Consider the following 20,683-nt stretch of genomic DNA (forward strand, 5'->3'; position numbering starts at 1 on the left):
CGCGTCATACGCGTCGCGACTGTGAATTAAGTTTCAAGGACTGCGGGCTAAGGTTCGCCTGTGCGCGTACTCCTGGTGGAAGACGATGAACCGGTCGCCCAGTCACTCCGTCGCGGCCTGCTGCGCTACGGCTTCGAGGTGGCGTGGGTGTCCACGGGCGGCGCGGCACTCAGCCACACCGAGCCGTACGACGTCGTCCTGCTCGACCTCGGCCTGCCCGACACCGACGGCCTGGACGTCTGCAAGGCGCTGCGCGCACGCGGTGACGTCCCGATCATCGTCATCAGCGCACGCAGCGACGAGACGGACCGGGTGGTCGGCCTGGAACTCGGCGCGGACGACTACGTCTCCAAGCCCTTCGGCGTACGAGAGGTCATCGCGCGCATAAGAGCGGTGATGAGGCGCGTCCAGCCGCGCGACCGGGCCGCCGGCCCCGACCGGTACGGCACCCGCCTGACGATCGACCGCAAGGCCGCCCGCGTCCGCCTGGACGGCGACGAGGTCGCCCTCGCCCCCAAGGAGTACGACCTGCTGGCCTTCCTCACCGAGGAGCCGGGCGCGCTGATGTCGCGCGAGCAGATCATGGAGGCGGTCTGGGACGCGAACTGGTTCGGGCCGACGAAGACGCTCGACGTTCATGTGGCGGCGCTGCGGCGGAAGTTGACGGGCGCGATCGCCATCGAGGCGGTACGGGGCGTCGGCTTCCGGCTGGAGATCGTCAAGGACGAGAGGAACGAGAAGAACGAGACGACCGGGAAGAACGAGACGCCCGAGCCGAACGAGATCGCCAAGGACGCTGAGCCCTCGTGAACCGTCAGCTCATCCGGAGTTACATCCTGCTCGTCGCGGTGGCCATCTTCCTGTTCACGGTGCCGGTCGCCTTCACGCTCACCAAGCAGCTGCGCGACGACACGAAGGTGTCCGTCCAGCGCGAGGCCCAGACCATGGCGCTGCTCCTCGGCAACGGCGACAGGATCTCGTGCGAGGCCCTGGAGAAGGTGGCCAAGGCGTACGACCGCGAGACGCTCGGCAGGGTTCAGGTGGCCACCGACAGCTGCGCCGCGAAACTGCCGAGGCCCGAGGCGGACGCCGCCCTGACCCGGGCCGTACGGGACAACGAAGTCACTACCGACTGGGGCTCCGACTTCATCTGGGGCAAGCAACTGACGGTCACCGTCCCCGCGCAGGGGGAGTCGGCCGTGCGGATCGTGTACTCCACGTCGGACATGACCAAGCGGCTGTGGAGCATCTGGGGGTTCCGGGCGGGACTGGCCGTGCTCGTGCTGGCCGCCGCCGCGGCGATCGGCGCGTACGCCGCCCGCCGCATCACCGCTCCCCTGCGCGAACTCAACAGCATGGCAAGCAAGTTCAGTGACGGCGACCTGACCGCACGCTCGCCGGTGACGGGCCCGCCGGAGACGCAGACGCTGGCCCGCACCCTCAACCAGGGTGCGGAACGCCTGGACACACTGGTCGCCTCGCAGCGCATCTTCGTCGCCGACGCCTCGCACCAACTCCGTACCCCCCTCACGGCGTTGCGCCTCTCGCTGGACAACATCGCGGACGGCACCGACGACGAGTTCGTACGGGAGGACGTGGAGCAGGCGACCGCGGAGGTGGTCCGGATGAGCCGTCTGGTCAACGGGCTGCTGGTGCTGGCCCGGGCCGAGGCGAAGGTCACGGCGGCGGAGCCGCTGTCCCTCAGGGACATCGTGGACGAACGCCTGTCGGTGTGGAGGCCGGCCGCCGACGAGCGCGGAGTCACCATCGCGCTCAGGGGGAGTGCCGACGGCCGGCTGCTTGTGCTGGCCAGCCCCGGTCATCTGGACCAGGTACTGGACAACGTGCTGTCGAACGCCCTGGAGGTCTCACCGGACGGCGGGACGATCACCGTACGGGCACAACCCCGGGGCGACGAGATGGAGTTGACGGTGGCGGACGGGGGTCCCGGCATGTCGGACGCCGAGAAGTCCCGTGCCTTCGACCGCTTCTGGCGCGGCCAGGGCCTCACCGGGCGCTCCGGCTCGGGGCTCGGCCTCGCCGTCGTCAAACAGCTGGTGACGGACGACGGCGGCACGGTTGCCCTGGCGGACGCGCCCGGGGGCGGGTTGAGCGTGGTGATCAGCCTGCGGGCGGCAACTCAGAAGAGCACCGGCTGACCTGACCGACTTGGCTGACCTGGGTTGACCTAGCTGACCTGGGTTGACCTGGTTGATCGGGACCGTTCTGCTCGGTCCGGGCTGGTCAGCCCTCGGGCATCATCGAGGAGTGGTGGTTGACGATCAGCCACTTGCCGCCCCGCTTCTCGTACTCGTACGTGTAGCGCGCGTCGACCCGCCTCTTCTCGCCGGTCTTCGGGTCGGTGAGGATGAAGTAGTAGGAGCCGGTGTCGATCGCCGAGTTGTTGTCCAGGATGTTGATGATCGTCTTGGTCTTCGTGCCGACCGGCTTGTTCAGCAGGAAGTGGTCGAAGTAGTCCTCGATCTCGGCGTGGTTGGTCCGGATCTTGTTGGAGACGGTCGGCAGCAGCACCGCGTCCTTCGCGTACCGGTCGGTGACCTTCTCCGGGTCTCCGGTCTGCAGGGTCTTGTTCCAGCCGTCGAAGAGGGCGGCGATCTGCTTCTTGGTGGGCTTCTTGGGCTGATGGTCGGCACCCGCCGCGCTGACCCCGACCGTCACCGTGGCTGCGGTGACGAGGGCGGTGGCCGTGACGAGGGCGGCGCGTATGCGGGTCTTGCGGTTCATCGCAACTCCTGTACGGGTGAGGGGGGTTCACCTCCTCCGCAGCTCCTGCGGTGGAAGTGACTCCAGCCTCTCTTTTCGCCGGTTAGCGCCCGTGCAAGGGACGTACAGGGGTCGGGAAGGAAGACGCCAACTCACTTGAGGCGACGGCCTGGTCACGTTCCGAAGCGGCGCGGGCTGCACCATCGGCCCGCCGGTCCTCCCCAGGACACGCACAGTTGCCCCAGTACGGTAAGCCCGGTCCGCAAGCCCCCCGCAGAGGAGACCCACCCGCATGACCTCCCGGCAGAAGCTGTTCACGCTCGGCATGACGACGACGGTGGCCGCCGCACTGGCGCTCACCGGATGCGACATGGGCTCGGAGGACAGCGCCGGCGGCGCCTCGGCGAGCCCCGCGGCGAAGGGTGCCGTCACCGAGGCGCAGGCAGCGAAGATCCTCGACACCTACGAGTCGGTCAACAACAAGGCCAACGCCCAGCAGGACTCGGCCCTGTTGGGCACCGTCGAGGGCGGGCAGCTGTACGAGCAGAGCAAGGCCGACTACCGCCTCTTCGAGACCGAGTCGAAGGAGGACCAGGCCGCTTACCGGAACCCGTTCCACTACACCGGCCGGAAGTACTGGATCCCGGCGGGCAAGGACTGGTTCGCGGTGACGACCACGTCCAACAACTCGAAGGACGAGGCGCTGCTGGTCTTCGGCAAGGAGTACGACGACTGGAAGCTGATCTCGGCGGTCCACTCGGACGTACCGCTCCCGGCGATCGCCACCGACGACTCCGGCCTCGCCGCCGCCGTCGACGCGGGCACCCGCGTCGGCACACTCGCCCCGAACCAGATCTCCGCGGCGTACGAGGACCTGTACACGACCGGCGGCAAGAAGGCCGGCGTGGACATCTCGCACAGCACCGAGGCCGCGAAGGACGCGATCGAGACCCACGCGAAGCGTGACAGCGGCAAGGGCGCGAAGTTCGCGACCAAGGTGTTCGTCAGCACACCCGCCGAGTTCGACACGGTCTACGCCCTGCGTCTCAAGGACGGCGGCGTCCTGGCCGCGCTGCCGACCGCGCACGCCTCGCAGTACGTGCTGAAGGCGTCGTACCGCGAGAACTACGACATCACGCCGACGGAGGTGGAGTCGGTCTTCAACGGCCGGGATCGCGACACCGTGGTGAACACCTACCAGGGCATGGCCCTGGCCATCCTCCCGAAGACGGGGAAGCCGTCGGTGACGGCCCGCGAGTACCGGATCGTGAACTCGCAGTAGCGACGCCGTCAGGAATGGCCGCAGGAGGCGGGAGCGGCGGCAGGAGCGGTCGGTCCACGAACCCCTTGAGGGGCTCGGTGTCGAACGTGATGTTCACGGGGTCGGGGAGCTTGGCGGTGGCGCCGAAAGGCAGCCAGCCGGTGACCCGGCGCATGCGCCCCGGTCACCGTACGCGCCACCTGTCTGCGGGACTCCTGTTCGGCGCCGGACACCTCGGGCTGGGTCTCCCGCGTCCGGCGCCCGACCGCTACCCAACTGCTCAACACGACCTACATGACGCTTACTTGACCGTCCGCAGCCCAAGCGGCTCCGCGATCTCTTCCGCCATCACCTTGCCGGCCTCCTCGGCCAGGGTCTCGTCGCCGAGTTCCTGGTCCGTGTCCAGGCCGTCCAGTTCCGCCAGGGGCTGGTTCAGACGGACATGGGCGACCAGCGACTGCAGCGCGCGCAGGGTCGCGGACGCCGTCGAGCCCCAGTTGGAGAAGTAGGAGAACTGCCACCACCACATGGCCTCCGTGGTGCGGCCCGCGCGGTAGTGGGCCATGCCGTGGCGGAGGTCGGCGATGACGTCGGCCAGGTCGTCGGAGATACGGGCCGGGACCGGGGGCTTGCGGGGCTCGTAGGGGTCGAAGACCTCCGAGTAGACGTCCACCGGGTCCAGCATCAGCGCAAGCCGCTCGCGGATGTCGTCCACGTCCGGTTCCGGGCCCATGTCGGGCTCGTAGCGCTCGTCCGGGAGGATGTCCTCGTGCGCGCCGAGGCGACCGCCCGCCAGCAGGAGCTGGGAGACCTCCAGGAGGAGGAAGGGCACCGCCGAGTCCGGCTCGTCGCCCTTCGCCACCTCCGTGACGGCCACCAGGAAGCTCTCCACCTGGTCGGCGATCTGGACCGCGAAGTCGTCCGGGTCCTGCGCAGTGTCGTGCAGCGTGGCGTCAGACATCTAGAAGTCGTCTCCCCTCGAAGGCGCGGCCAAGGGTGACCTCGTCCGCGTATTCCAGGTCGCCACCCACAGGGAGGCCGCTGGCCAGGCGGGTGACCTTGAGGCCCATGGGCTTGATCATGCGGGCGAGGTACGTCGCTGTGGCCTCGCCCTCCAGGTTCGGGTCCGTGGCCAGGATCAGTTCCGTGATCGTGCCGTCCGCGAGGCGGGTCAGCAGTTCCCTGATACGGAGGTCGTCCGGGCCCACCCCCTCGATCGGGCTGATCGCGCCGCCCAGGACGTGGTACTTGCCCCGGAACTCACGCGTCCGCTCGACCGCCACGACGTCCTTGGGCTCCTCGACGACACAGATGACCGTCGTGTCCCGGCGCGGGTCACGGCAGATGCCGCACAACTCCTCCTGCGCGACATTTCCGCAGGTCGCGCAGAAGCGGACCTTCGCCTTCACTTCGAGCAGGGCGTGCGCGAGGCGCCGTACGTCCGTCGGCTCCGCCTGGAGGATGTGGAAGGCGATCCGCTGCGCGCTCTTGGGACCGACGCCGGGGAGCCGCCCCAGTTCGTCGATGAGGTCCTGGACCACGCCTTCGTACAACGGACTGCCTTTCCTGGGTGTTGCGGTGCTTCGGTACTTCGGTGGTTCAGTGGTTCCTTACTCGTTTCCGTCTTTCCTGCTGTACGTACCGTAGTTGGCCGCCGCCCACCTGAGGAAGGCGGGACGCGGGGCGCGCGGCGCGAACGTCAGAACGGCAGGCCCGGGATGCCGCTTCCGCCGCCGCCCAGACCCTGGGCCAGCGGGCCCAGCTTCTGCTGCTGAAGCTGCTGCGCGTTCTCGTTCGCCGCCTGTACGGCCGCCACGACCAGGTCGGCGAGGGTCTCCACTGTCTCCTCAACAGATGCAGCCTCCGGGTCGACCGCCTTCGGGTCGATCTTGAGGGCCCGCAGTTCGCCGGCGCCCGTCACGGTCGCCTTCACCAGACCACCGCCCGCCTGCCCGTCCACCTCGGTCCGCGCCAGCTCCTCCTGCGCGTTCGCCAGGTCCTGCTGCATCTTCTGGGCCTGCTGGAGCAGCTGCTGCATGTTGGGCTGGCCACCACCGGGGATCACGATCAGCTCCTCGTTGCTCGTACGTGTTGTCCGCCTGCGAACACCTACCTGTTCGGCGTTCAGCACGAGCCTACGTGGTCGGGTAGGCCGTCGCTCCAGCACTCTTTCGAGTGAGCCGGTCCTGTGGCCTATACCTGATCAAGGACTTCTTCCGAGCGGAAAAGAAACGAAAGCCCGGTCACCGCCACCCATTGGGCGGTAAGAAGAGGGCGGCGCGACAGCTTTACACCGGCATCGGACGTCACGCGGGCGTCTTACGGTGTCACGCACGGTGATGTGGTCAGTCTGCTCAGCTAAGGGAGTGCCGGGTGAGCCAGCCGGAGATGCAGCCCGAGGGGCCGCCGCAGAGACCGCCCCACGACGGGCGGAGCGAAGGTCCCCCTGAGCTGGGCTTCCCCGGGCTGCGGCCCGGGGACCTGACCGGCCGGCCCTTCCCCCTCGGCGACTGGGGCGAGCCCGCACCGCGCCTCGACGAGCTGTACCGGTGGGTGGAGCAGGGGGCCCTGGAGACGGCGGCCTGGTACCTCGCCGACCGCGTCTGGAAACGGCGGGGGGCCCGGGCGCTGCGTACGGGGGCCGCGCTCGGTGCGGTCTCCGGGGCCGCGCTGCCGCTGCTCGATCTCACCGGGGTGATGGGCGGGGTCGCCCCCTGGGGGTATCTGGCGATGCTGGTCGCGGTGGCGTGCGTGGCCGCCGACCGGTTCTTCGGGGTCACCTCGGGGTGGATAAGGGACGTCGCGACCGCGCAGGCCGTGCAGCGGCGGCTTCAGGTGCTGCAGTTCGACTGGGCGTCGGAGAGCGTTCGCGAGGTCCTGGGCCCGACGGAGGGAACGGCGGGCGAGGCCGCCGACCGGTGCCTGGGGGTGCTGCGAAGGTTCTCGGAGGACGTGACGGAGCTGGTGCGGGCGGAGACGGCGGACTGGATGGTGGAGTTCCGCACGGGCTCCGCGCCGCTGGGGATCCAGTCGGCGGGGATGGTGATGCCCCGACAGGACGCGACGGTGCATCAGGGCCGGTTCGGGGTCGCCCCGGGAGCCCGCCCGAACATGCCCCGGCAACGGCCGCCGGAGGCGCGGTGAGGTAGGTGGCTGCGGCCGAAGGAACCGCCCCCGTGCCGTCGGCGCTCGTCACGACCGATGGCCGGCGCTTCCTCGTGGCCGAATACGTCTGCCAGACGGGGAGCATCTGGCCGAATGAACACTCCTGAATCAGGCATTCCGGGAGCAGGGTCTCGCGACATGAACATGACGAAGAGATTTGCCATCGTGGGAGCGGCCACAGCTGCCGTTGCCGCCTCCGCACTGGTCATGGCTCCCACCGCCTCGGCTGACTCCTACAACGGCTGCACCTATCCTCGCGTCTGCTTCTACCTCACCACGAGCGACTGGAACAGCGGCAGCCCCAACGCCGCGTACCAGGACGTCACCACCGGCTACCAGAACCTCGGCGCCAACAGCCGGGGCGCGGACCGTGTGCACAACACCCGCAACGACGACCGCGCCTACCTCCGCTACATCCGGAACAGCACCGGCGCGACCGAGTACATCTGCGTGCTACCGAACGTAACCGCGGTCTTCACCTCCGCGTACACCGTGACCGGCATCAGGATCGACACGGCGGCCACCTGCCCGTGACGGCAAGAACCTCGCCGCCCCGTCCGAGACGAGACGGCGAGGTTCAGCTCTCCTTCTCGTACGTCAGCTTTCCGCCGCTCCCCTCCGTCGCCCGCTCCAGCGTGCCGTCCTTGCGGAGAGTGAGCGTGGAAGCGGCGCCCGGGGTGCAGGCGGAGGGTGGTTCGCCGGTGGTTACCTGGGACGGGGTGATCCTCAACAGGGCGCCCTTGGTGGGCTGTTCGGACAGGGCGGCGACGAACACGCAGTGGTAGGTGCCCGTGGAAGCCGTGGGACCGTCGGCGACCAGGGTCAGCACCCGGTCGCCCACCTCGCCCTGCCTGATGGTCAGTTGACGCGTGTTGTGGCCCGTGGAGTTGTCGATCGAGGCGGTCCAGATGCCGAGGAAGCCGGACGGTACGGCACCGTCCTGCGGCGAGGTCGCCGAGGTCGGCGTGGGGCTCGGGGGCGGGGGCGCGACCGGGGTGCCTTCGTCGCCGTTCAGCTGGGCGACTATGGACGCGCCGGCCCCGAGGGCGACGACCAGCGCGGCGACGCCGAGCGCCAACGACAGGCGTGACCTCCTGCTCCGCTTCTCCGCGTGATCCGCACGCCCTGTCGCGCCGCGGGTGGGCCCGTTCGGGGGCGTCGTGCTCCACGCGGCCGGGACGGCATGCTCTTCGAGCGCCGGGTCCCCGGGCCAGACAGGGGGCTGCCGACTGTCACCGAGGGTGGCGGCGAAGGGCTGCGGGTGGTGCTGTGGGTGTCCCTGGCCGGGATGGGCGGGTTGTCCGGTGGGCGGCGCGTGTTCGGGCGTGACATCGTCCGGCGCTTCCCCGTGGCCCTCCGCCTCCGCCTCGACCGCCTCCGCCTCGGCCTCGTCCGTTTCGCCCTCGTCCGCCTCCATCTCCAGCAACCGCACCGCGTGCCGCCCCAGTTGGGCGATCAGCGCGCCCGGCAGCCAGGTGTCCCGCTCGTATCCGTCGGTCCCGGCCACGACGGGGGCCGCCGACACCCCCGTACGCGCCAGGATCTGTTCCGGTGTGGGCCGCTGGGCCGGGTCCTTGTGGAGGCAGTCGCGGACCAGGGCGGCCAGGCTCTCCGGGACACCCGTCAGGTCGGGTTCCTCCTGGGCGATGCGGAACATCATGGCGTGGGCCCCGCTGCCGACCGCGCCGAACGGCAGGGTGCCCGTGACGGCGTACGCGAGGACGGAACCGAGGCAGAAGACGTCGGCCGCGGCGGTGACCCGGTCGCCCCGCACCTGCTCGGGTGCCATGAACCCGGGTGAACCGACGAGCGCGCCCGCGCGCGTGAGGCCGCCCTCCGTGACGGTCTCCAGGGCGCGGGCGATACCGAAGTCGATGACCCGGGGCCCGTCGATGGTGACCAGGACGTTGGACGGCTTGAGGTCGCGGTGGACGATCCCGGCAGCGTGGATGTCGTGCAGGGCGTGCGCGAGCCCGGCGGCGAGGACCCGCACCGAGTACTCGGGCAGCGGCCCGTGATCGTGCCCGACGACCTGCTTCAGGCTCGGCCCGGCGACGTATCCGGTGGCGAGCCAGGGGACCTCGGCCTCGGTGTCCGCGTCGAGGACGGGCGCCGTCCAGTGGCCCCCGACGCGACGCGCGGCGGCGACCTCCTGCCGGAACCGGTCCCGGAACTCGTCCTGCTCGGCCAGCTCCCGCCGGACCAGCTTCACGGCGACAGTGCGCCCCCGCTCGGACCGCGCGGCGTACACATGCCCCATCCCGCCCGCACCGAGCCGCGCGACCAGCCGATACGCCCCGATCCGCACCGGATCCCCGTCCCGGAGCTTCTCCATGCCCGCGCCGCCTCCCCTTCCCTTTCTCCCCTCCCCCGCTCCCCTACTTTCCCACTAGGACACACGACAACCTGTCGTGTAAAGCGCCGGACCGCAGACAGGACGCCGATATCCCGCGGTCACCCGGGGCGCCTACGCTCCCCACATGACCCCTCAGCCCAATCCCCAGGCCGGTGCGGCCGTGAAGGCCGCCGATCGCGCGCACGTGTTCCACTCCTGGTCCGCGCAGGAGCTCATCGACCCGCTCGCCGTCGCCGGTGCCGAGGGGTCGTACTTCTGGGACTACGACGGCAGGCGGTATCTGGACTTCACCAGTGGGCTGGTCTTCACGAACATCGGGTACCAGCACCCGAAGGTCGTCGCGGCGATCCAGGAGCAGGCCGGGCGGATGACGACGTTCGCGCCCGCGTTCGCCGTCGAGGCGCGGTCGGAGGCGGCTCGGCTCATCGCCCAGCGAACCCCAGGGGACCTGGACAAGATCTTCTTCACCAACGGCGGCGCCGACGCCGTCGAGCACGCCGTGCGCATGGCTCGGCTGCACACCGGGCGGCCCAAGGTGCTGTCCGCCTACCGCTCCTACCACGGCGGTACCCAGCAGGCCGTGAACCTCACCGGCGACCCCCGCCGCTGGCCCTCCGACAACGGCACCGCCGGTGTCGTGCACTTCTGGGCCCCTTATCTCTACCGGTCCAGGTTCTATGCCGAGACCGAGGAGCAGGAGTGTGCCCGGGCGCTTCAGCACCTTGAGGACACCATCGTCTTCGAGGGACCGGGCACCATCGCGGCGATCATCCTGGAGACCATCCCCGGCACCGCCGGCATCATGATCCCGCCACCCGGCTATCTCGCCGGGGTGCGCGCGCTCTGCGACCAGTACGGGATCGTCTTCGTCCTCGACGAGGTCATGGCCGGGTTCGGGCGCACCGGTGAGTGGTTCGCCGCCGACCTGTTCGACGTCGTGCCCGACCTGATGACCTTCGCCAAGGGCGTCAACTCCGGCTATGTGCCCCTGGGTGGCGTGGCGATCTCGGCCGCCATCGCCGAGACGTTCGCCACCCGCCCCTACCCCGGCGGCCTCACCTACTCCGGGCACCCCCTCGCCTGCGCCGCCGCCGTCGCCACGCTCACCGTGATGGCGGAGGAGGACATCGTCGGGCAGGCCGCCCGCACCGGCGAGAACATCATCGGACCGGCGCTCAGGGAACTGGCCGTACGGCATCCGAGCGTCGGCGAAGTCCGCGGCACCGGTGTCTTCTGGGCCCTGGACCTCGTACGGAACAAGGAGACCCGGGAGCCGCTGGTCCCGTACAACGCGGCCGGGGAAGCCAATGCCCCGATGGCCGCGTTCGGCGCCGCCGCGAAGGCGAACGGGCTGTGGCCGTTCATCAACATGAACCGCACCCATGTCGTCCCGCCCTGCAACGTGACGGAGGCCGAGGCCAAGGAGGGTCTCGCCGCCCTGGACGCTGCCCTTTCCGTCGCCGACGAGTACACGGAGTCCGCCGCGTAGGACAAGAAAGTGGGCAAGCGCACGGGAAAGTCTCCCCGGAACCCGAACGCGTAAGGTGACGTGCTCGTAGTCATATGCGAGTAGTCATCCACACGCGCGAAGGGGGAGGGCCCCGACCATGCCCGCCAGCAGCGGCAACGGCGCCGTGACCCGCAGCACCCTGCGTCAGCAGATCGCGACCGCGCTCCGCGACGAGGTGCTGGCCGGCCGTCTCCAGCCGGGTCAGGAGTTCACGGTCAAGGAGATCGCCGAGCAGTACGGCGTCTCCGCGACGCCCGTCCGCGAGGCCCTGGTCGATCTGTCGGCCCAGGGCCTGCTGGAGGCGGACCAGCACCGCGGCTTCCGCGTGCACGAGTACTCGCCGGCCGACTTCCGGGGCATGATCGAGGCCCGCGGCCTGGTCACCGACGGTATGTTCCACGGCCTGGCGAAGGGCCTGGCGACCGGTGTGGCGGGTCGTCCGGCGGACGGCCGGGTGAGTGGCTTCGCCGTCGACAGCCCGGGTCCGCGCGGCTTCTTCGTCCGCGTCGGCGACCCCCGTGCCGCCGCCGTCCTCGCCGGTGTCCGCCGCCGGGGCGAGGAGGCGCGGCGTGCCGCCACCGCCGGTGAGCTGAACGTCCTCATCGGCTACGACCTGCGCTTCTGGCGCGAACTGGGCGCCCTGTTCGGCAACCAGTACCTCACCGACTTCCTGCACCGGCTGCGCGTCCAGTCCTGGGTGTGCGCGGTGCAGCACCTGCGCCGGCTGAGCGACCTGCGCGGTCACCTGTGGTCCAGGTACACCGAGGTCATCGACGCGCTGACCCTCCGCGACCTCGCCGAGGCGCACCGGATGGTCGACGACTACGACCTGCACTCCCTCGCCCTCATAGAGGGTCTGGCCAACGACCAGGCCGTCCTCGCTTCCGTCGGAAGCGAGGACAAGGACGACGAGGAGAAGAAGGACGACGGGGTCACCGCACCGGCCGGCAACGGGGGCTCCCTCGGATGAGCGCCCCCACGCGCACCACCGGCACCCTCGATCTGACCGTCGTCGTCCCCGCCTACAACGAGGAACAGCGGCTCGGCCCCACCCTCGCCGCGATCACCGGCCACCTCCGGGAGAACGAGGGCCGTTGGGGCGACTGGGAGGTGGTGGTCGTCGACGACGGTTCCACCGACGGCACCCGTGACATCGTCACCGGCCTCGCCGACCCCCGCGTCCAGCTCGTCACCAGCCCGCGCAACCGCGGCAAGGGCAACGCCCTGCGCCTCGGCGTCGCCGCCTCGCGCGGCGCCCGTGTCCTGGTGACGGATGCCGACCTGGCCGCGCCCATAGAGGAACTCGACGTGCTGGACGAGGCCCTCACCGAAGGGCACGCGGCGGCGGCGATCGGCTCCCGTTCCGTCCCCGGCGCGACCATCGAGCACCACCAGCACCGGGTGCGCGAACTCCTCGGCCGGGCCGGCAACCTCCTGATACGCAGGGTCGCCGTCCCCGGCATAAGGGACACCCAGTGCGGCTTCAAACTGTTCGACGGCGACCGTGCCCGGACGGCGTTCGCCGCGTCCCGGCTGAACGGCTGGGGCATCGACGTCGAGGTCCTCCAGCACTTCCGCCGCGCGGACTGGCCGGTCGCCGAGATACCGGTCCGCTGGGCCCACCAGTCCGGCTCGAAGGTACGCCCGCTGGACTACGCCCGCGTCCTCGCCGAACTGACGGCCCTCAAGGCGCGCGCGGTCCGCCCGGCCGACCTCCTCGCGGTCACCCTCTTCCTCCTCATGGCGGTCGCCCTGTACGCGGGCCGCTGGCTCGACCCGGCCGGCCGCTACCTCCCCGACTCCCTCCAGGACCAGAACCAGTGGGAGTGGTTCTTCGCGGTGACGGCCGACAACATCAGCCACTTCCGCAACCCGCTCTTCACCGACTTCCAGGGCTTCCCCGACGGCGTGAACCTCATGGCCAACACGGTCATGCTCGGCCTCTCCGTCCCCTTCGCACCGATCACGCTCCTCGCCGGACCGGCCATCTCCCTCGCCCTGGTGATGACCCTGGGCCTCGCCGCGACCGCCACGGCCTGGTACTGGCTGATCGTGAAAAGGGTCGTACGGCAACGGGGAGCGGCCTTCGCCGGCGCGGCCCTGGCGACCTTCGCGCCCCCGATGGTCAGCCACGCCAACGCGCACCCCAACTTCGTCATCCTCTTCATGATGCCGCTGATCATCGACCGCGCCCTACGGCTGTGCGAGGGCGAACGGGTCCGCCGCAACGGCGTGATCCTGGGCCTGATGGCGGCGTACCAGATCTTCCTCGGCGAGGAACCGCTCCTGCTGGCGGCGATGGGGATGGTGCTGTTCGCCCTCGCCTACGCCGCCGTACGCCGGGACGCGGCGAAGGCCGCCTGGCGTCCGCTGCTGCGAGGTCTGCTGATCGGGGGCGCGGTCTGCCTCCCGATCGTCGCCTTCCCCCTGTACTGGCAGTTCGCCGGACCGCAGAGCTACAAGAGCGTCCTGCACGGCGACAACGCGGGCAACAGCCCGCTCGCGCTGCTCTCCTTCGCCGAACGCTCCCTAGTCGCGGGCAACGCAGACCGGGCGAACGCCCTCTCCCTCAACCCGACCGAACAGAACGCCTTCTACGGCTGGCCGCTGGTCCTGCTGGCCTTCGCGATCGTCGTACGGATGTGGGAGCGCACGGCCGTGAAGGCGCTCGCCTTCACCGCGGTCGCCGCCGCCTTCCTGTCGCTGGGCCCCGAGTTCCGCGTCCCGCTGACCGACACCGTGCTGCCGGGACCCTGGGCGCTGCTCGCCAAGAAGCCGCTGTTCGAGTCGGTGATCGAGGGCCGGGTCGCGATGATCTGCGCGCCCGCGCTGGGCATGCTTCTGGCCATCGCGCTGGAACGGCTTGCGGCCACCCGCAACCTGACCTCGCAGTACTTCGGCACGCTGGCCGTCCTCCTCGCCGTGCTGCCGATCGTCCCGGCCCCACTGAAGACGGTGGAACGCACGCCCGTGCCCGCCTTCATCGCGGACGGCACGTGGAAGTCGTACGTCGGGAAGGGCGAGTCGCTCGTCCCGGTACCGTTGCCCGATCCCGGGAACGCGGAGGCGCTGCACTGGCAGACGGCGGCCGGTCTCGACTTCAAGCTGCCGGGCGGGTACTTCAACGGGCCCTACGGTGACGAGCGCGTCGGTATCTACGGTGCCGCGCCCCGCTTCACCTCCAACATGCTGCGGGACGTCCGCTACACGGGCGTCGCGCCGACGATCGGCGTCAACTGGCGGACGCAGGCGAAGAAGGACTTCGCGTACTGGAAGGCGGGCGTGCTGGTGCTGGCCCCACAGGGCAACGACGGGGTGCTGCGCGAGACGCTGGAACAGTTGACGGGCGAGAAGGGTAAGTGGACGGGCGGGGTGTGGGTATGGGACCTGCACGACAGGTCGTGAGCTTCCGGGCTTCCGGGCTTCCGGGCTTCCGGGCTTCCGGGCTTCCCGGAAGGATGGCCGGTCGCGATCAGCCGCTGACTCCCTGACCGTTCCCGACCCGACCCAGCCCGACCCGACCCGTTCCTGACCTGTTCCTTTCGGTGTCTGGCCCGTCACACGGGGGTCCGACCCACCCGTCACCCATTACGCTTCCCTGACTGCTCCGCCAACGGTGCCTGACCACCGCCTTCGACGATGCGAGGAGTTCTCCTTTGGCCTGTGACCTGTGGCTGGTCCCACTCGTCGACGTTCTCTGCCACACCCCCGACAACCCCTTCGCCGACGAACTCGCGCTCTACGACAAGGTGCTGGGCGAGGCGGGACTGCCTCCGGTCCCGGTGTACGCGTACATGCCGGGACTGTCCGGCGACGTGGCCCCGATCGCGGGCTTCGACTACGACGCGCTGCACTTCCTGCGCCGCGCGTATCTCCTCCAGGTGTGCGGTCTGCCGGTGACGCCGGTGGACGAACTGGGCGGTGACTACGAGCAGTTGCTGGAGATGTTCGAGGCGACCGCCCAGCAGTCCCACCTGGTCTGGCACTACGACCACGCGGGCGCCTACGTCCCCGTGGACTTCCCGCACCCTCTCTCGAGCGATGAACTCCTCGCGGGGGGCGGCCCGTTGGGCTCGTCCCAAACCCTGCTGAGGGAGCTGGAGTTCGTGGCCCCCTCGCTCGGCATCGATCCGGCGAACCCGCCGGTGGCCCCGTCCCCGCCGCTGACCCCCACCTCGCTGGAGGAACCGGCGGCACCCGCCCCACACGACTCGAGCCCGTTCGCCCGGGAACGGCACGTGTGGCTGGGGCTGAACGCGGCGGCGACGCGGAGCCTGGCCCAGGGGTCGATGATCGTCTTCAGCTGAGCGCGAGCACTCAGCGGCGCGCGCTCAGCGGATCTGAGAGAGGCCCTTCTGCAGGTCGTCGGCGTTCATGATGGGGGTGTACGTGAGCTTGGCGTTGAACTGGGTGAAGAACGGCTCGGCGGTGGCCGGGATCTCGGAGCTGTCCTTCATGTCGACGACCAGCCAGCAGGTCCGGCAACCGTCCTCGGGCCCGAAGTACGCGGCCTCCGGCTTGAGATGATCCAGGGTCTCCTTCATCAGCTCCGGCAGCTTGCCGCTGCGTATGGCCTCGTTGGCCCTCTCCGTGTCGAACTGCGCCTTGATCATGACGCGCATCGCACTCACCTTCTCCTGACCGGCACACACGGGCACACACTCGTGCGAAATCAGGATATGCCCGATACGCCCCCTTGGCGTACGCGCATTCGCCTCACCCGGCGACCCGGGGCCCGCGTCCCTTTGGGAGCGCGGGCCCTCAAGCTTCGGTTTCTACTCGACGACGCGGATGGTACGGATGCCCGTGCCCCGGTACCGGGTGGGGACCCGGGTCAGGACAGGCCGGCCGCGAGGCCACTCCACGGTGGGCAGGGCCAGGTGCAGCACGTGGGCCCCACTCCAGTCCGCCTCCCCCTTGTCACCCTCGGCGTCGGCGCCGCCCGCGACCCGCAGGCGCTTGCCCACGGCGGTCGCCGCCGCGAAGTCGAGCCCTTCGATGGTGACGGACGGCAGCGCGCCCACGTGCTCGGCGACCCCCGCCCGCTCGAACTCGGCTGCGGCCAGGCTGAGCGCCGGAACGTAGACCTTCAGCGCCGGGTCCTTCTCGGCCTCGACGACCAGCCGGGAGGCCATGCTGTTGCCCGCGCCGAGCGCGAGCGCGGCGGTGTCGTCGAAGACGACGGCACGCGGCAGCGGGTACGACTTCTCCTCGGTCACTGAACCTCTCCGATGCGCCCGGCCTCAAGGTCGGCCCACAGCTTCTCGCCGGCCTTCTCGTCCTCGTCGGTGTACGGCCTGCCGAGGAAGTGCTCCTCGACGTACGCCCGCGTCTCCTCGTACCGCTTGCGCAACTCTTCCTTGGTGGGCGTGGCCCCGGCAAGCCCCGCCACGAGGTCCCGCATGCTGATCCCGCGCTCCCGCGCCAGCTCCTGAAGACGGTCTCGGACAGCGGGGTCGACCTTGATCGTGGTGTCAGCCATGAGCACAGTATACCGACGGTATACCGCCTCTGGGCGTTCGAGTGTGACGGTCATCGACACTCCGTTTCTTGCGAAGGACCCGGCCGCACGGACGCACGACCGGGAGTCTGTGCGCGCCTACGCGGGCGCGGGCCGCCCCTGCATCAGCGCGCGGGCCAGGGCGCCGCCGCGCCGTGCCGCCTCGCGATAACCGCCGGCGGCGCCGGGCTTGCGGATCTCAACGGTCGTGACGGGTACGGCCGTTGGCTTGGCCGACACCTGCCCGGCCGACTCCGCGACAGCAGCGACCGGCGCGGCTGGAGCAGCCGGGCGCTTGCGGCGCAGGCGGTCCTCGACGATGGCGCGGGGTGAGTACAGCGGCGAGGGCAGCCCCTGCGTCAGTGCAGCGCGCACCTCAGTACTGCTCGCCCCCGCCGCCCACCACTCCTCGACCAGCGGCGCCAGCCGCAACACCTCGGCGGCACCCAGGGCCAGCCGGGAATCGGTGCGCCGGAGCGAGTCGAGCAACCGCGCGGCGAGCGCGGTGCGTTCGCTCGGCGGAGCCTCGGGCTCGCCCGACGCCGACTCGGCGTCGGCCCCAGCCTCGACCTCGGCCGCTGGCGCGTCGGCCGACGGCGGGGAGGGAGGTTCTTGTTCCCTGGTCTTTTCTACCGAAGGGAGAGCTCCCGAGGCCCCGGATCCCGACTCACCGGAGGCCAGGTTCTGAACTTCTTCGGGTTCACCCGCAGGGGGCTCGTCGTCGTACGGAGTGTCGAACACCTCGTACACGGTGGAGAATTGCCCGGACTCCTCGTCCTTGCGCACCACCCGCCGCAGATACCGGGATTCCTCCAGCTCATGCAGGGCGGCGGCGATCCGCGCCCGCCCTTCCTTGCGCTGCTCGGCAAGGGTGCGGATGGTGGCGCGGGCGCCGTTCGGCAAGCTGAGGAGGTACGTCAGTACGCCTACCGCGCACCAGGAGAGACTCCGGTCGCGGAGAAGGGCGTTGCTGAACACTGAAAAGGCGCGCGTGGGCGTCGTACGATGAATGCGCATGAGGAGCACCGCTTTTTCGCTTTGGAGCTGGCGCTCCTTGTGCCGAGCCCCCGGGTGTTGGCGCACCGCGGGGGCGTTCTTTGTTGCCGTGACTCTAAGGGCACGCAGAGCGACGAATGCAAGCTGAACAGGCTTTTCCGGGGCGGAAGTTCGCGTTCTTCACTCTTCGGGGTGAAGTGCCGCCTTCAAAAGCAACGCGTGTACGAGGTGATCTCTCCCCGTCGGCCGATAACGCCAAGTCAGCGGCCATGTCTGGCCGTTGAGCGCCGGGACGGGGATGAAGGCGATACGGCACGGGCCGGACGAGAGACAGGTGACGCCCGGCGGCCAGACCCGGTGGGTCGTCGCACCCACGGGCACGAGGAAGTAGACGGCACGACTCCCGTTCGCCTCCTCAACCACGGGCCCCGGCGCGCCGCCGGTCATCCGGGCCAGCCGGTCCGCCGCCGCCCTGCCCTCGTCGCCGTCCACCCGTACCGCGTCGAACTGGACGCCCGCCTTGCGGAGTTGGATGCCGGTGGGCGGGACCCAGTCGGGGATGTCGAAGGTGTCGGGGATCTCAGGGGTGAGTGGGGGTTCGGCGAGGTTTGTCTCGTCACTTTCTGTATTCATGCGGACAGTTTCGGCAGGCGGGGCTAGCTTCTTCCATAACTCTGCGTCGAGAGTTGGTAGCTGTCGGAATTCGGCGTGGGTCGGTGGTGACCAGTTGAGTTCGGTTGAGTTCGGGAGTGACCGGATGGCGAGTTCGGACAACAAGGTGGAAGCGGGCGGCACGGCACACATGGTCGCCGCCCTCGCCAAGGCCCTGCGCGAGCAAATGGGGCTCACCCAGGAGGAGTTGGGCAAGCTGATCGGCTACACCGCATCGGCGGTCAGCGCGATGGAGACGTGCGCGCAGCCCGCCAGCGACAAGATGCTCGTCAAGCTGGAGGAGGTGCTCGGGGGTGGGCTCGGCGTCTTCGAGAAGGCTCGGAAGTGGATGCTGATCGAGAAGTATCCGGCTCGGTTCCGGGGAGTCGCGGGGCTGGAGCGGGGCGCGGTGACGATCTCCTCGTACGCGACCTTCGTCGTCGACGGGATCTTCCAGACCGAGCCGTACGCCCAGGCACTCATCCGGGGCGGCTATCCGGCGATCTCCGACCAGAAGCGCGAAGAACTCGTCGAGGCGCGGCTCGCCCGCCGGGCACTCTTCGACCGCGACCCGGCCCCGATGATCGAGCTGATCCTCGAAGAGACCGTGCTGCGGCGGCCGTTCGGCGATTGGGACGTCATGCACGGGCAACTGCGCTCGCTCGCCGAGGACGCGCAGAGGGACAATGTGTGCCTGCAAGTACTGCCGTTGGATCGCGGGCTGCGAGGATCGCACGCCGGTGACCGAGGCCCCATGAAACTCCTCGTCACCGAGGACCACGACCACGTCGTCTTCATGGAGATCGAGGACCAGGGCATCTTGGTAAGCGATCCACCCGAGGTGGCCCAACTCGCGCACCGCTATGCGAAGATCCGATCACAGGCTCTGAGTCCCGACGACTCACTCAGCCTCATCGAACGGTTGGCGGGAGAGGAACCATGAGCGACGCCAGTGCACTGCGGTGGTTCAAGTCCAGCTACAGCGACAGCGGCGGCGGGGACTGCGTCGAAGTCGCCTACGCCTGGCGCAGGTCGACATACAGCGACAGCGGCGGCGGCAACTGCGTAGAGATCGCCGCCTGCCCCCACACCCCCACCGCCGCCATCCACATCCGCGACTCCAAGAACCCGACCGGCCCCAACCTCACGGTCACCGGCGAGGCTTGGGCCGCGTTCGTCGCCCTTACCTCCTGAACTACACGGCAGCGTGGCCTGGGCGTGCGCCTCAGCAGTGGCAAAGGACGTCGAGGACGACCACGGCGAAGCAGGAACATCGTCGGCTGCTCGCCGGTTTTCCGCCCACGCTCTGACGGAACTGCGGCGGGTGTGCTGCTGACATGGACGTTTCTTGCCCGGCAACCTCACGGTCAACTCACGCCACGTGTCCACCGAGAGGGGGAAGGTCATGCCCGCCCGGCCGTGTTCGCATCAGGATTTCGGCGCGTCGTTGGTGTGGTAGATCTTGCTGACAATGGTCCACGTGCCATCGACTTTCAGCAGGTTGAAGTAGTCGGTGAAGCACAGGCCGGAGACATCGTTGGTATCGACACGTGCGTTGGCCGCTGTGCCGGTGACGTTGATGTAGGCGATCACGGCGCGGCCTTCCGGTGAGGGTCGGAAATCCCTGTCGATCCCCTCGTAGAGGCCCGTGATCGCACCGCCGGAGAGCTTGCCGTTCTCGACGCCGAAAATTGTCGCCTCTTCGGCGAACGCGGGCTTCATGATGGCGCTGTCGGCCTTGGCGACGCCCTGATTGTACTTTTCCAGCACTTCGGTGATGGCGATGTGGTCAGCGACATAGGTCGGTTTCGACATGGTGTGTCTCCGGTCTGAGGTTGAGGCGCGCTCTTGCGCCGGGTTGGTCGAGACGTGGGTCAGGCTGCGTCGGCGGCCACTTGGCCAAGACCCGAACCGGGCTTGTTCCGGTTGTTGAGCCACCAGCCCATGAATAGCTGGCGTACCTGCCGATTCACCGCCGGGACGCGCCGCAGGGTCCCGGCGGAGTCACGTGGCGAACACTTGGGAGTCGTCGGCGAACGCCTTGAACTCCAGGGCGTTGCCGGCCGGGTCGAGCAGGAACATCGTCCACTGCTCACCGGTTTCGCCTGCGAAGCGCACGTAGGGCTCGATGATGAATTCGGTGTCCGCGGCGCGTAGTTGGTCGGCGAGGCGGTGGAAGGCGTCGATGGTCAGGATCAGCCCGAAGTGCGGTACGGGGACGTCGTGGCCGTCGACCGGGTTGTGTATCTGTTCGGTACGGGCCGGGGCGAGGTGGGTGACGAACTGGTGGCCGTGCAGGTTCCAGTCCACCCAGGTGTCGGCGCTACGGCCCTGCTCCAGGCCGAGCGTCTCGCCGTAGAAGCGGCGGGCGGCGTCCAGGTCGTCGACCGGGACAGCGAGGTGGAAGCGGGGGATGGGGGGAGCGAGACCGGCCATGGGCCTGGGGTTCCTTCCGTGGGGCGTGGAGTGTCTGGCGCTTGCCAGTTCTGGCGGGCGGGGGCAATGCAGCTGCAGCGATGA

The 20,683-nt window shown here is 69.4% G+C and carries 23 protein-coding genes; 11 read left to right on the forward strand and 12 right to left on the reverse strand.

Going from position 1 to position 20,683, the window contains the following annotated elements:
- Nucleotides 1-60: 60 nt before the first annotated feature.
- Nucleotides 61-810 carry a response regulator transcription factor gene (locus G3I56_RS17785; RefSeq protein WP_164409970.1) on the forward strand — a complete coding sequence of 250 codons (750 nt, stop codon included), beginning with the start codon at nucleotides 61-63 and terminating at the stop codon, nucleotides 808-810.
- On the forward strand, nucleotides 807-2,159 hold the full coding sequence (locus tag G3I56_RS17790) for a HAMP domain-containing sensor histidine kinase (RefSeq protein ID WP_164409971.1): 1,353 nt from the start codon (nucleotides 807-809) through the stop codon (nucleotides 2,157-2,159). The genes G3I56_RS17785 and G3I56_RS17790 overlap by 4 nt, the downstream gene beginning before the upstream one ends.
- Before the next feature lie 85 nt (nucleotides 2,160-2,244).
- Here G3I56_RS17790 and G3I56_RS17795 read toward each other — a convergent pair whose 3' ends face one another.
- Nucleotides 2,245-2,745 carry an SgcJ/EcaC family oxidoreductase gene (locus tag G3I56_RS17795; protein WP_164409972.1) on the reverse strand — a complete coding sequence of 167 codons (501 nt, stop codon included), beginning with the start codon at nucleotides 2,743-2,745 and terminating at the stop codon, nucleotides 2,245-2,247.
- 271 nt (nucleotides 2,746-3,016) lie between these two features.
- Between G3I56_RS17795 and G3I56_RS17800 the strand changes: the two genes are divergently transcribed.
- Entirely contained in the window at nucleotides 3,017-4,006 is a 990-nt protein-coding gene (locus G3I56_RS17800) for a hypothetical protein (RefSeq protein ID WP_164409973.1), read from the forward strand.
- Nucleotides 4,007-4,286: 280 nt separating this feature from the next.
- On the opposite strand, the gene G3I56_RS17805 is transcribed toward G3I56_RS17800, so the two are convergent.
- From G3I56_RS17805 to G3I56_RS17815, 3 genes are all read right to left on the reverse strand, one after another.
- A complete protein-coding gene (locus G3I56_RS17805) occupies nucleotides 4,287-4,946 on the reverse strand; it encodes a DUF5063 domain-containing protein (RefSeq protein WP_164409974.1) in 660 nt (219 codons plus the stop codon).
- Nucleotides 4,939-5,538 (reverse strand): recombination mediator RecR, encoded by a 600-nt coding sequence (gene recR / locus G3I56_RS17810; protein ID WP_164409975.1) that lies wholly within the window; start codon nucleotides 5,536-5,538, stop codon nucleotides 4,939-4,941. Before recR ends, G3I56_RS17805 begins: the two co-directional genes overlap by 8 nt.
- A 146-nt stretch (nucleotides 5,539-5,684) precedes the next feature.
- Complete coding sequence (locus G3I56_RS17815; RefSeq protein ID WP_164409976.1) at nucleotides 5,685-6,050, reverse strand: YbaB/EbfC family nucleoid-associated protein; 366 nt, start codon at nucleotides 6,048-6,050, stop codon at nucleotides 5,685-5,687.
- Between the two features lie 308 nt (nucleotides 6,051-6,358).
- Here G3I56_RS17815 and G3I56_RS17820 point away from each other — a divergent pair, with 308 nt between their 5' ends.
- Both G3I56_RS17820 and G3I56_RS17825 read left to right on the forward strand, forming a co-directional pair.
- Nucleotides 6,359-7,129, forward strand: coding sequence for an SLATT domain-containing protein (locus tag G3I56_RS17820; RefSeq protein ID WP_164409977.1), 771 nt, complete (start codon nucleotides 6,359-6,361; stop codon nucleotides 7,127-7,129).
- Nucleotides 7,130-7,294: 165 nt separating this feature from the next.
- Entirely contained in the window at nucleotides 7,295-7,684 is a 390-nt protein-coding gene (locus G3I56_RS17825; RefSeq protein ID WP_203690125.1) for a hypothetical protein, read from the forward strand.
- 43 nt (nucleotides 7,685-7,727) lie between these two features.
- On the opposite strand, the gene G3I56_RS17830 is transcribed toward G3I56_RS17825, so the two are convergent.
- A complete protein-coding gene (locus G3I56_RS17830) occupies nucleotides 7,728-9,485 on the reverse strand; it encodes a serine/threonine-protein kinase (RefSeq protein ID WP_164409979.1) in 1,758 nt (585 codons plus the stop codon).
- Between the two features lie 145 nt (nucleotides 9,486-9,630).
- On the opposite strand from G3I56_RS17830, the gene G3I56_RS17835 reads away from it, so the two are divergent.
- The 4 genes from G3I56_RS17835 (at nucleotide 9,631) to G3I56_RS17850 (ending at nucleotide 15,323) form a co-directional block, all read left to right on the forward strand.
- A complete protein-coding gene (locus G3I56_RS17835) occupies nucleotides 9,631-10,995 on the forward strand; it encodes an aspartate aminotransferase family protein (protein WP_164409980.1) in 1,365 nt (454 codons plus the stop codon).
- Between the two features lie 118 nt (nucleotides 10,996-11,113).
- Nucleotides 11,114-11,986 (forward strand): GntR family transcriptional regulator, encoded by an 873-nt coding sequence (locus G3I56_RS17840; RefSeq protein ID WP_164409981.1) that lies wholly within the window; start codon nucleotides 11,114-11,116, stop codon nucleotides 11,984-11,986.
- Complete coding sequence (locus G3I56_RS17845) at nucleotides 11,983-14,421, forward strand: dolichyl-phosphate beta-glucosyltransferase (RefSeq protein ID WP_164409982.1); 2,439 nt, start codon at nucleotides 11,983-11,985, stop codon at nucleotides 14,419-14,421. The genes G3I56_RS17840 and G3I56_RS17845 overlap by 4 nt, the downstream gene beginning before the upstream one ends.
- Before the next feature lie 251 nt (nucleotides 14,422-14,672).
- A complete protein-coding gene (locus tag G3I56_RS17850; protein ID WP_164409983.1) occupies nucleotides 14,673-15,323 on the forward strand; it encodes a hypothetical protein in 651 nt (216 codons plus the stop codon).
- A gap of 24 nt (nucleotides 15,324-15,347) precedes the next feature.
- Here G3I56_RS17850 and G3I56_RS17855 read toward each other — a convergent pair whose 3' ends face one another.
- The 5 genes from G3I56_RS17855 to G3I56_RS17875 all read right to left on the reverse strand — a co-directional run bounded on the left by G3I56_RS17855 (nucleotide 15,348) and on the right by G3I56_RS17875 (nucleotide 18,145).
- Nucleotides 15,348-15,638: a DUF3303 family protein gene (locus G3I56_RS17855; protein WP_164409984.1), complete on the reverse strand. Its 291-nt coding sequence runs from the start codon at nucleotides 15,636-15,638 to the stop codon at nucleotides 15,348-15,350.
- Nucleotides 15,639-15,791: 153 nt separating this feature from the next.
- Nucleotides 15,792-16,235, reverse strand: a complete 444-nt coding sequence (locus tag G3I56_RS17860) for a hypothetical protein (RefSeq protein ID WP_164409985.1) — start codon at nucleotides 16,233-16,235, stop codon at nucleotides 15,792-15,794.
- Complete coding sequence (locus G3I56_RS17865; protein ID WP_239134957.1) at nucleotides 16,232-16,498, reverse strand: hypothetical protein; 267 nt, start codon at nucleotides 16,496-16,498, stop codon at nucleotides 16,232-16,234. The genes G3I56_RS17860 and G3I56_RS17865 overlap by 4 nt, the downstream gene beginning before the upstream one ends.
- 117 nt (nucleotides 16,499-16,615) lie before the next feature.
- On the reverse strand, nucleotides 16,616-17,533 hold the full coding sequence (locus tag G3I56_RS17870) for a hypothetical protein (RefSeq protein WP_164409987.1): 918 nt from the start codon (nucleotides 17,531-17,533) through the stop codon (nucleotides 16,616-16,618).
- 159 nt (nucleotides 17,534-17,692) lie between these two features.
- A complete protein-coding gene (locus tag G3I56_RS17875) occupies nucleotides 17,693-18,145 on the reverse strand; it encodes a hypothetical protein (protein ID WP_164409988.1) in 453 nt (150 codons plus the stop codon).
- A 124-nt stretch (nucleotides 18,146-18,269) separates the two neighbouring features.
- Here G3I56_RS17875 and G3I56_RS17880 point away from each other — a divergent pair, with 124 nt between their 5' ends.
- Both G3I56_RS17880 and G3I56_RS17885 read left to right on the forward strand, forming a co-directional pair.
- A complete protein-coding gene (locus G3I56_RS17880) occupies nucleotides 18,270-19,106 on the forward strand; it encodes a helix-turn-helix transcriptional regulator (protein WP_164409989.1) in 837 nt (278 codons plus the stop codon).
- Complete coding sequence (locus tag G3I56_RS17885) at nucleotides 19,103-19,357, forward strand: DUF397 domain-containing protein (protein WP_164409990.1); 255 nt, start codon at nucleotides 19,103-19,105, stop codon at nucleotides 19,355-19,357. The genes G3I56_RS17880 and G3I56_RS17885 overlap by 4 nt, the downstream gene beginning before the upstream one ends.
- A gap of 234 nt (nucleotides 19,358-19,591) precedes the next feature.
- Here G3I56_RS17885 and G3I56_RS17890 read toward each other — a convergent pair whose 3' ends face one another.
- Both G3I56_RS17890 and G3I56_RS17895 read right to left on the reverse strand, forming a co-directional pair.
- Nucleotides 19,592-19,978, reverse strand: a complete 387-nt coding sequence (locus G3I56_RS17890; protein ID WP_164409991.1) for a nuclear transport factor 2 family protein — start codon at nucleotides 19,976-19,978, stop codon at nucleotides 19,592-19,594.
- 189 nt (nucleotides 19,979-20,167) lie between these two features.
- Nucleotides 20,168-20,599, reverse strand: a complete 432-nt coding sequence (locus G3I56_RS17895) for a VOC family protein (RefSeq protein ID WP_164409992.1) — start codon at nucleotides 20,597-20,599, stop codon at nucleotides 20,168-20,170.
- Nucleotides 20,600-20,683 lie beyond the last annotated feature (84 nt).

Source organism: Streptomyces sp. SID12488 (assembly GCF_010548275.1).
GTDB lineage: Bacteria > Actinomycetota > Actinomycetes > Streptomycetales > Streptomycetaceae > Streptomyces.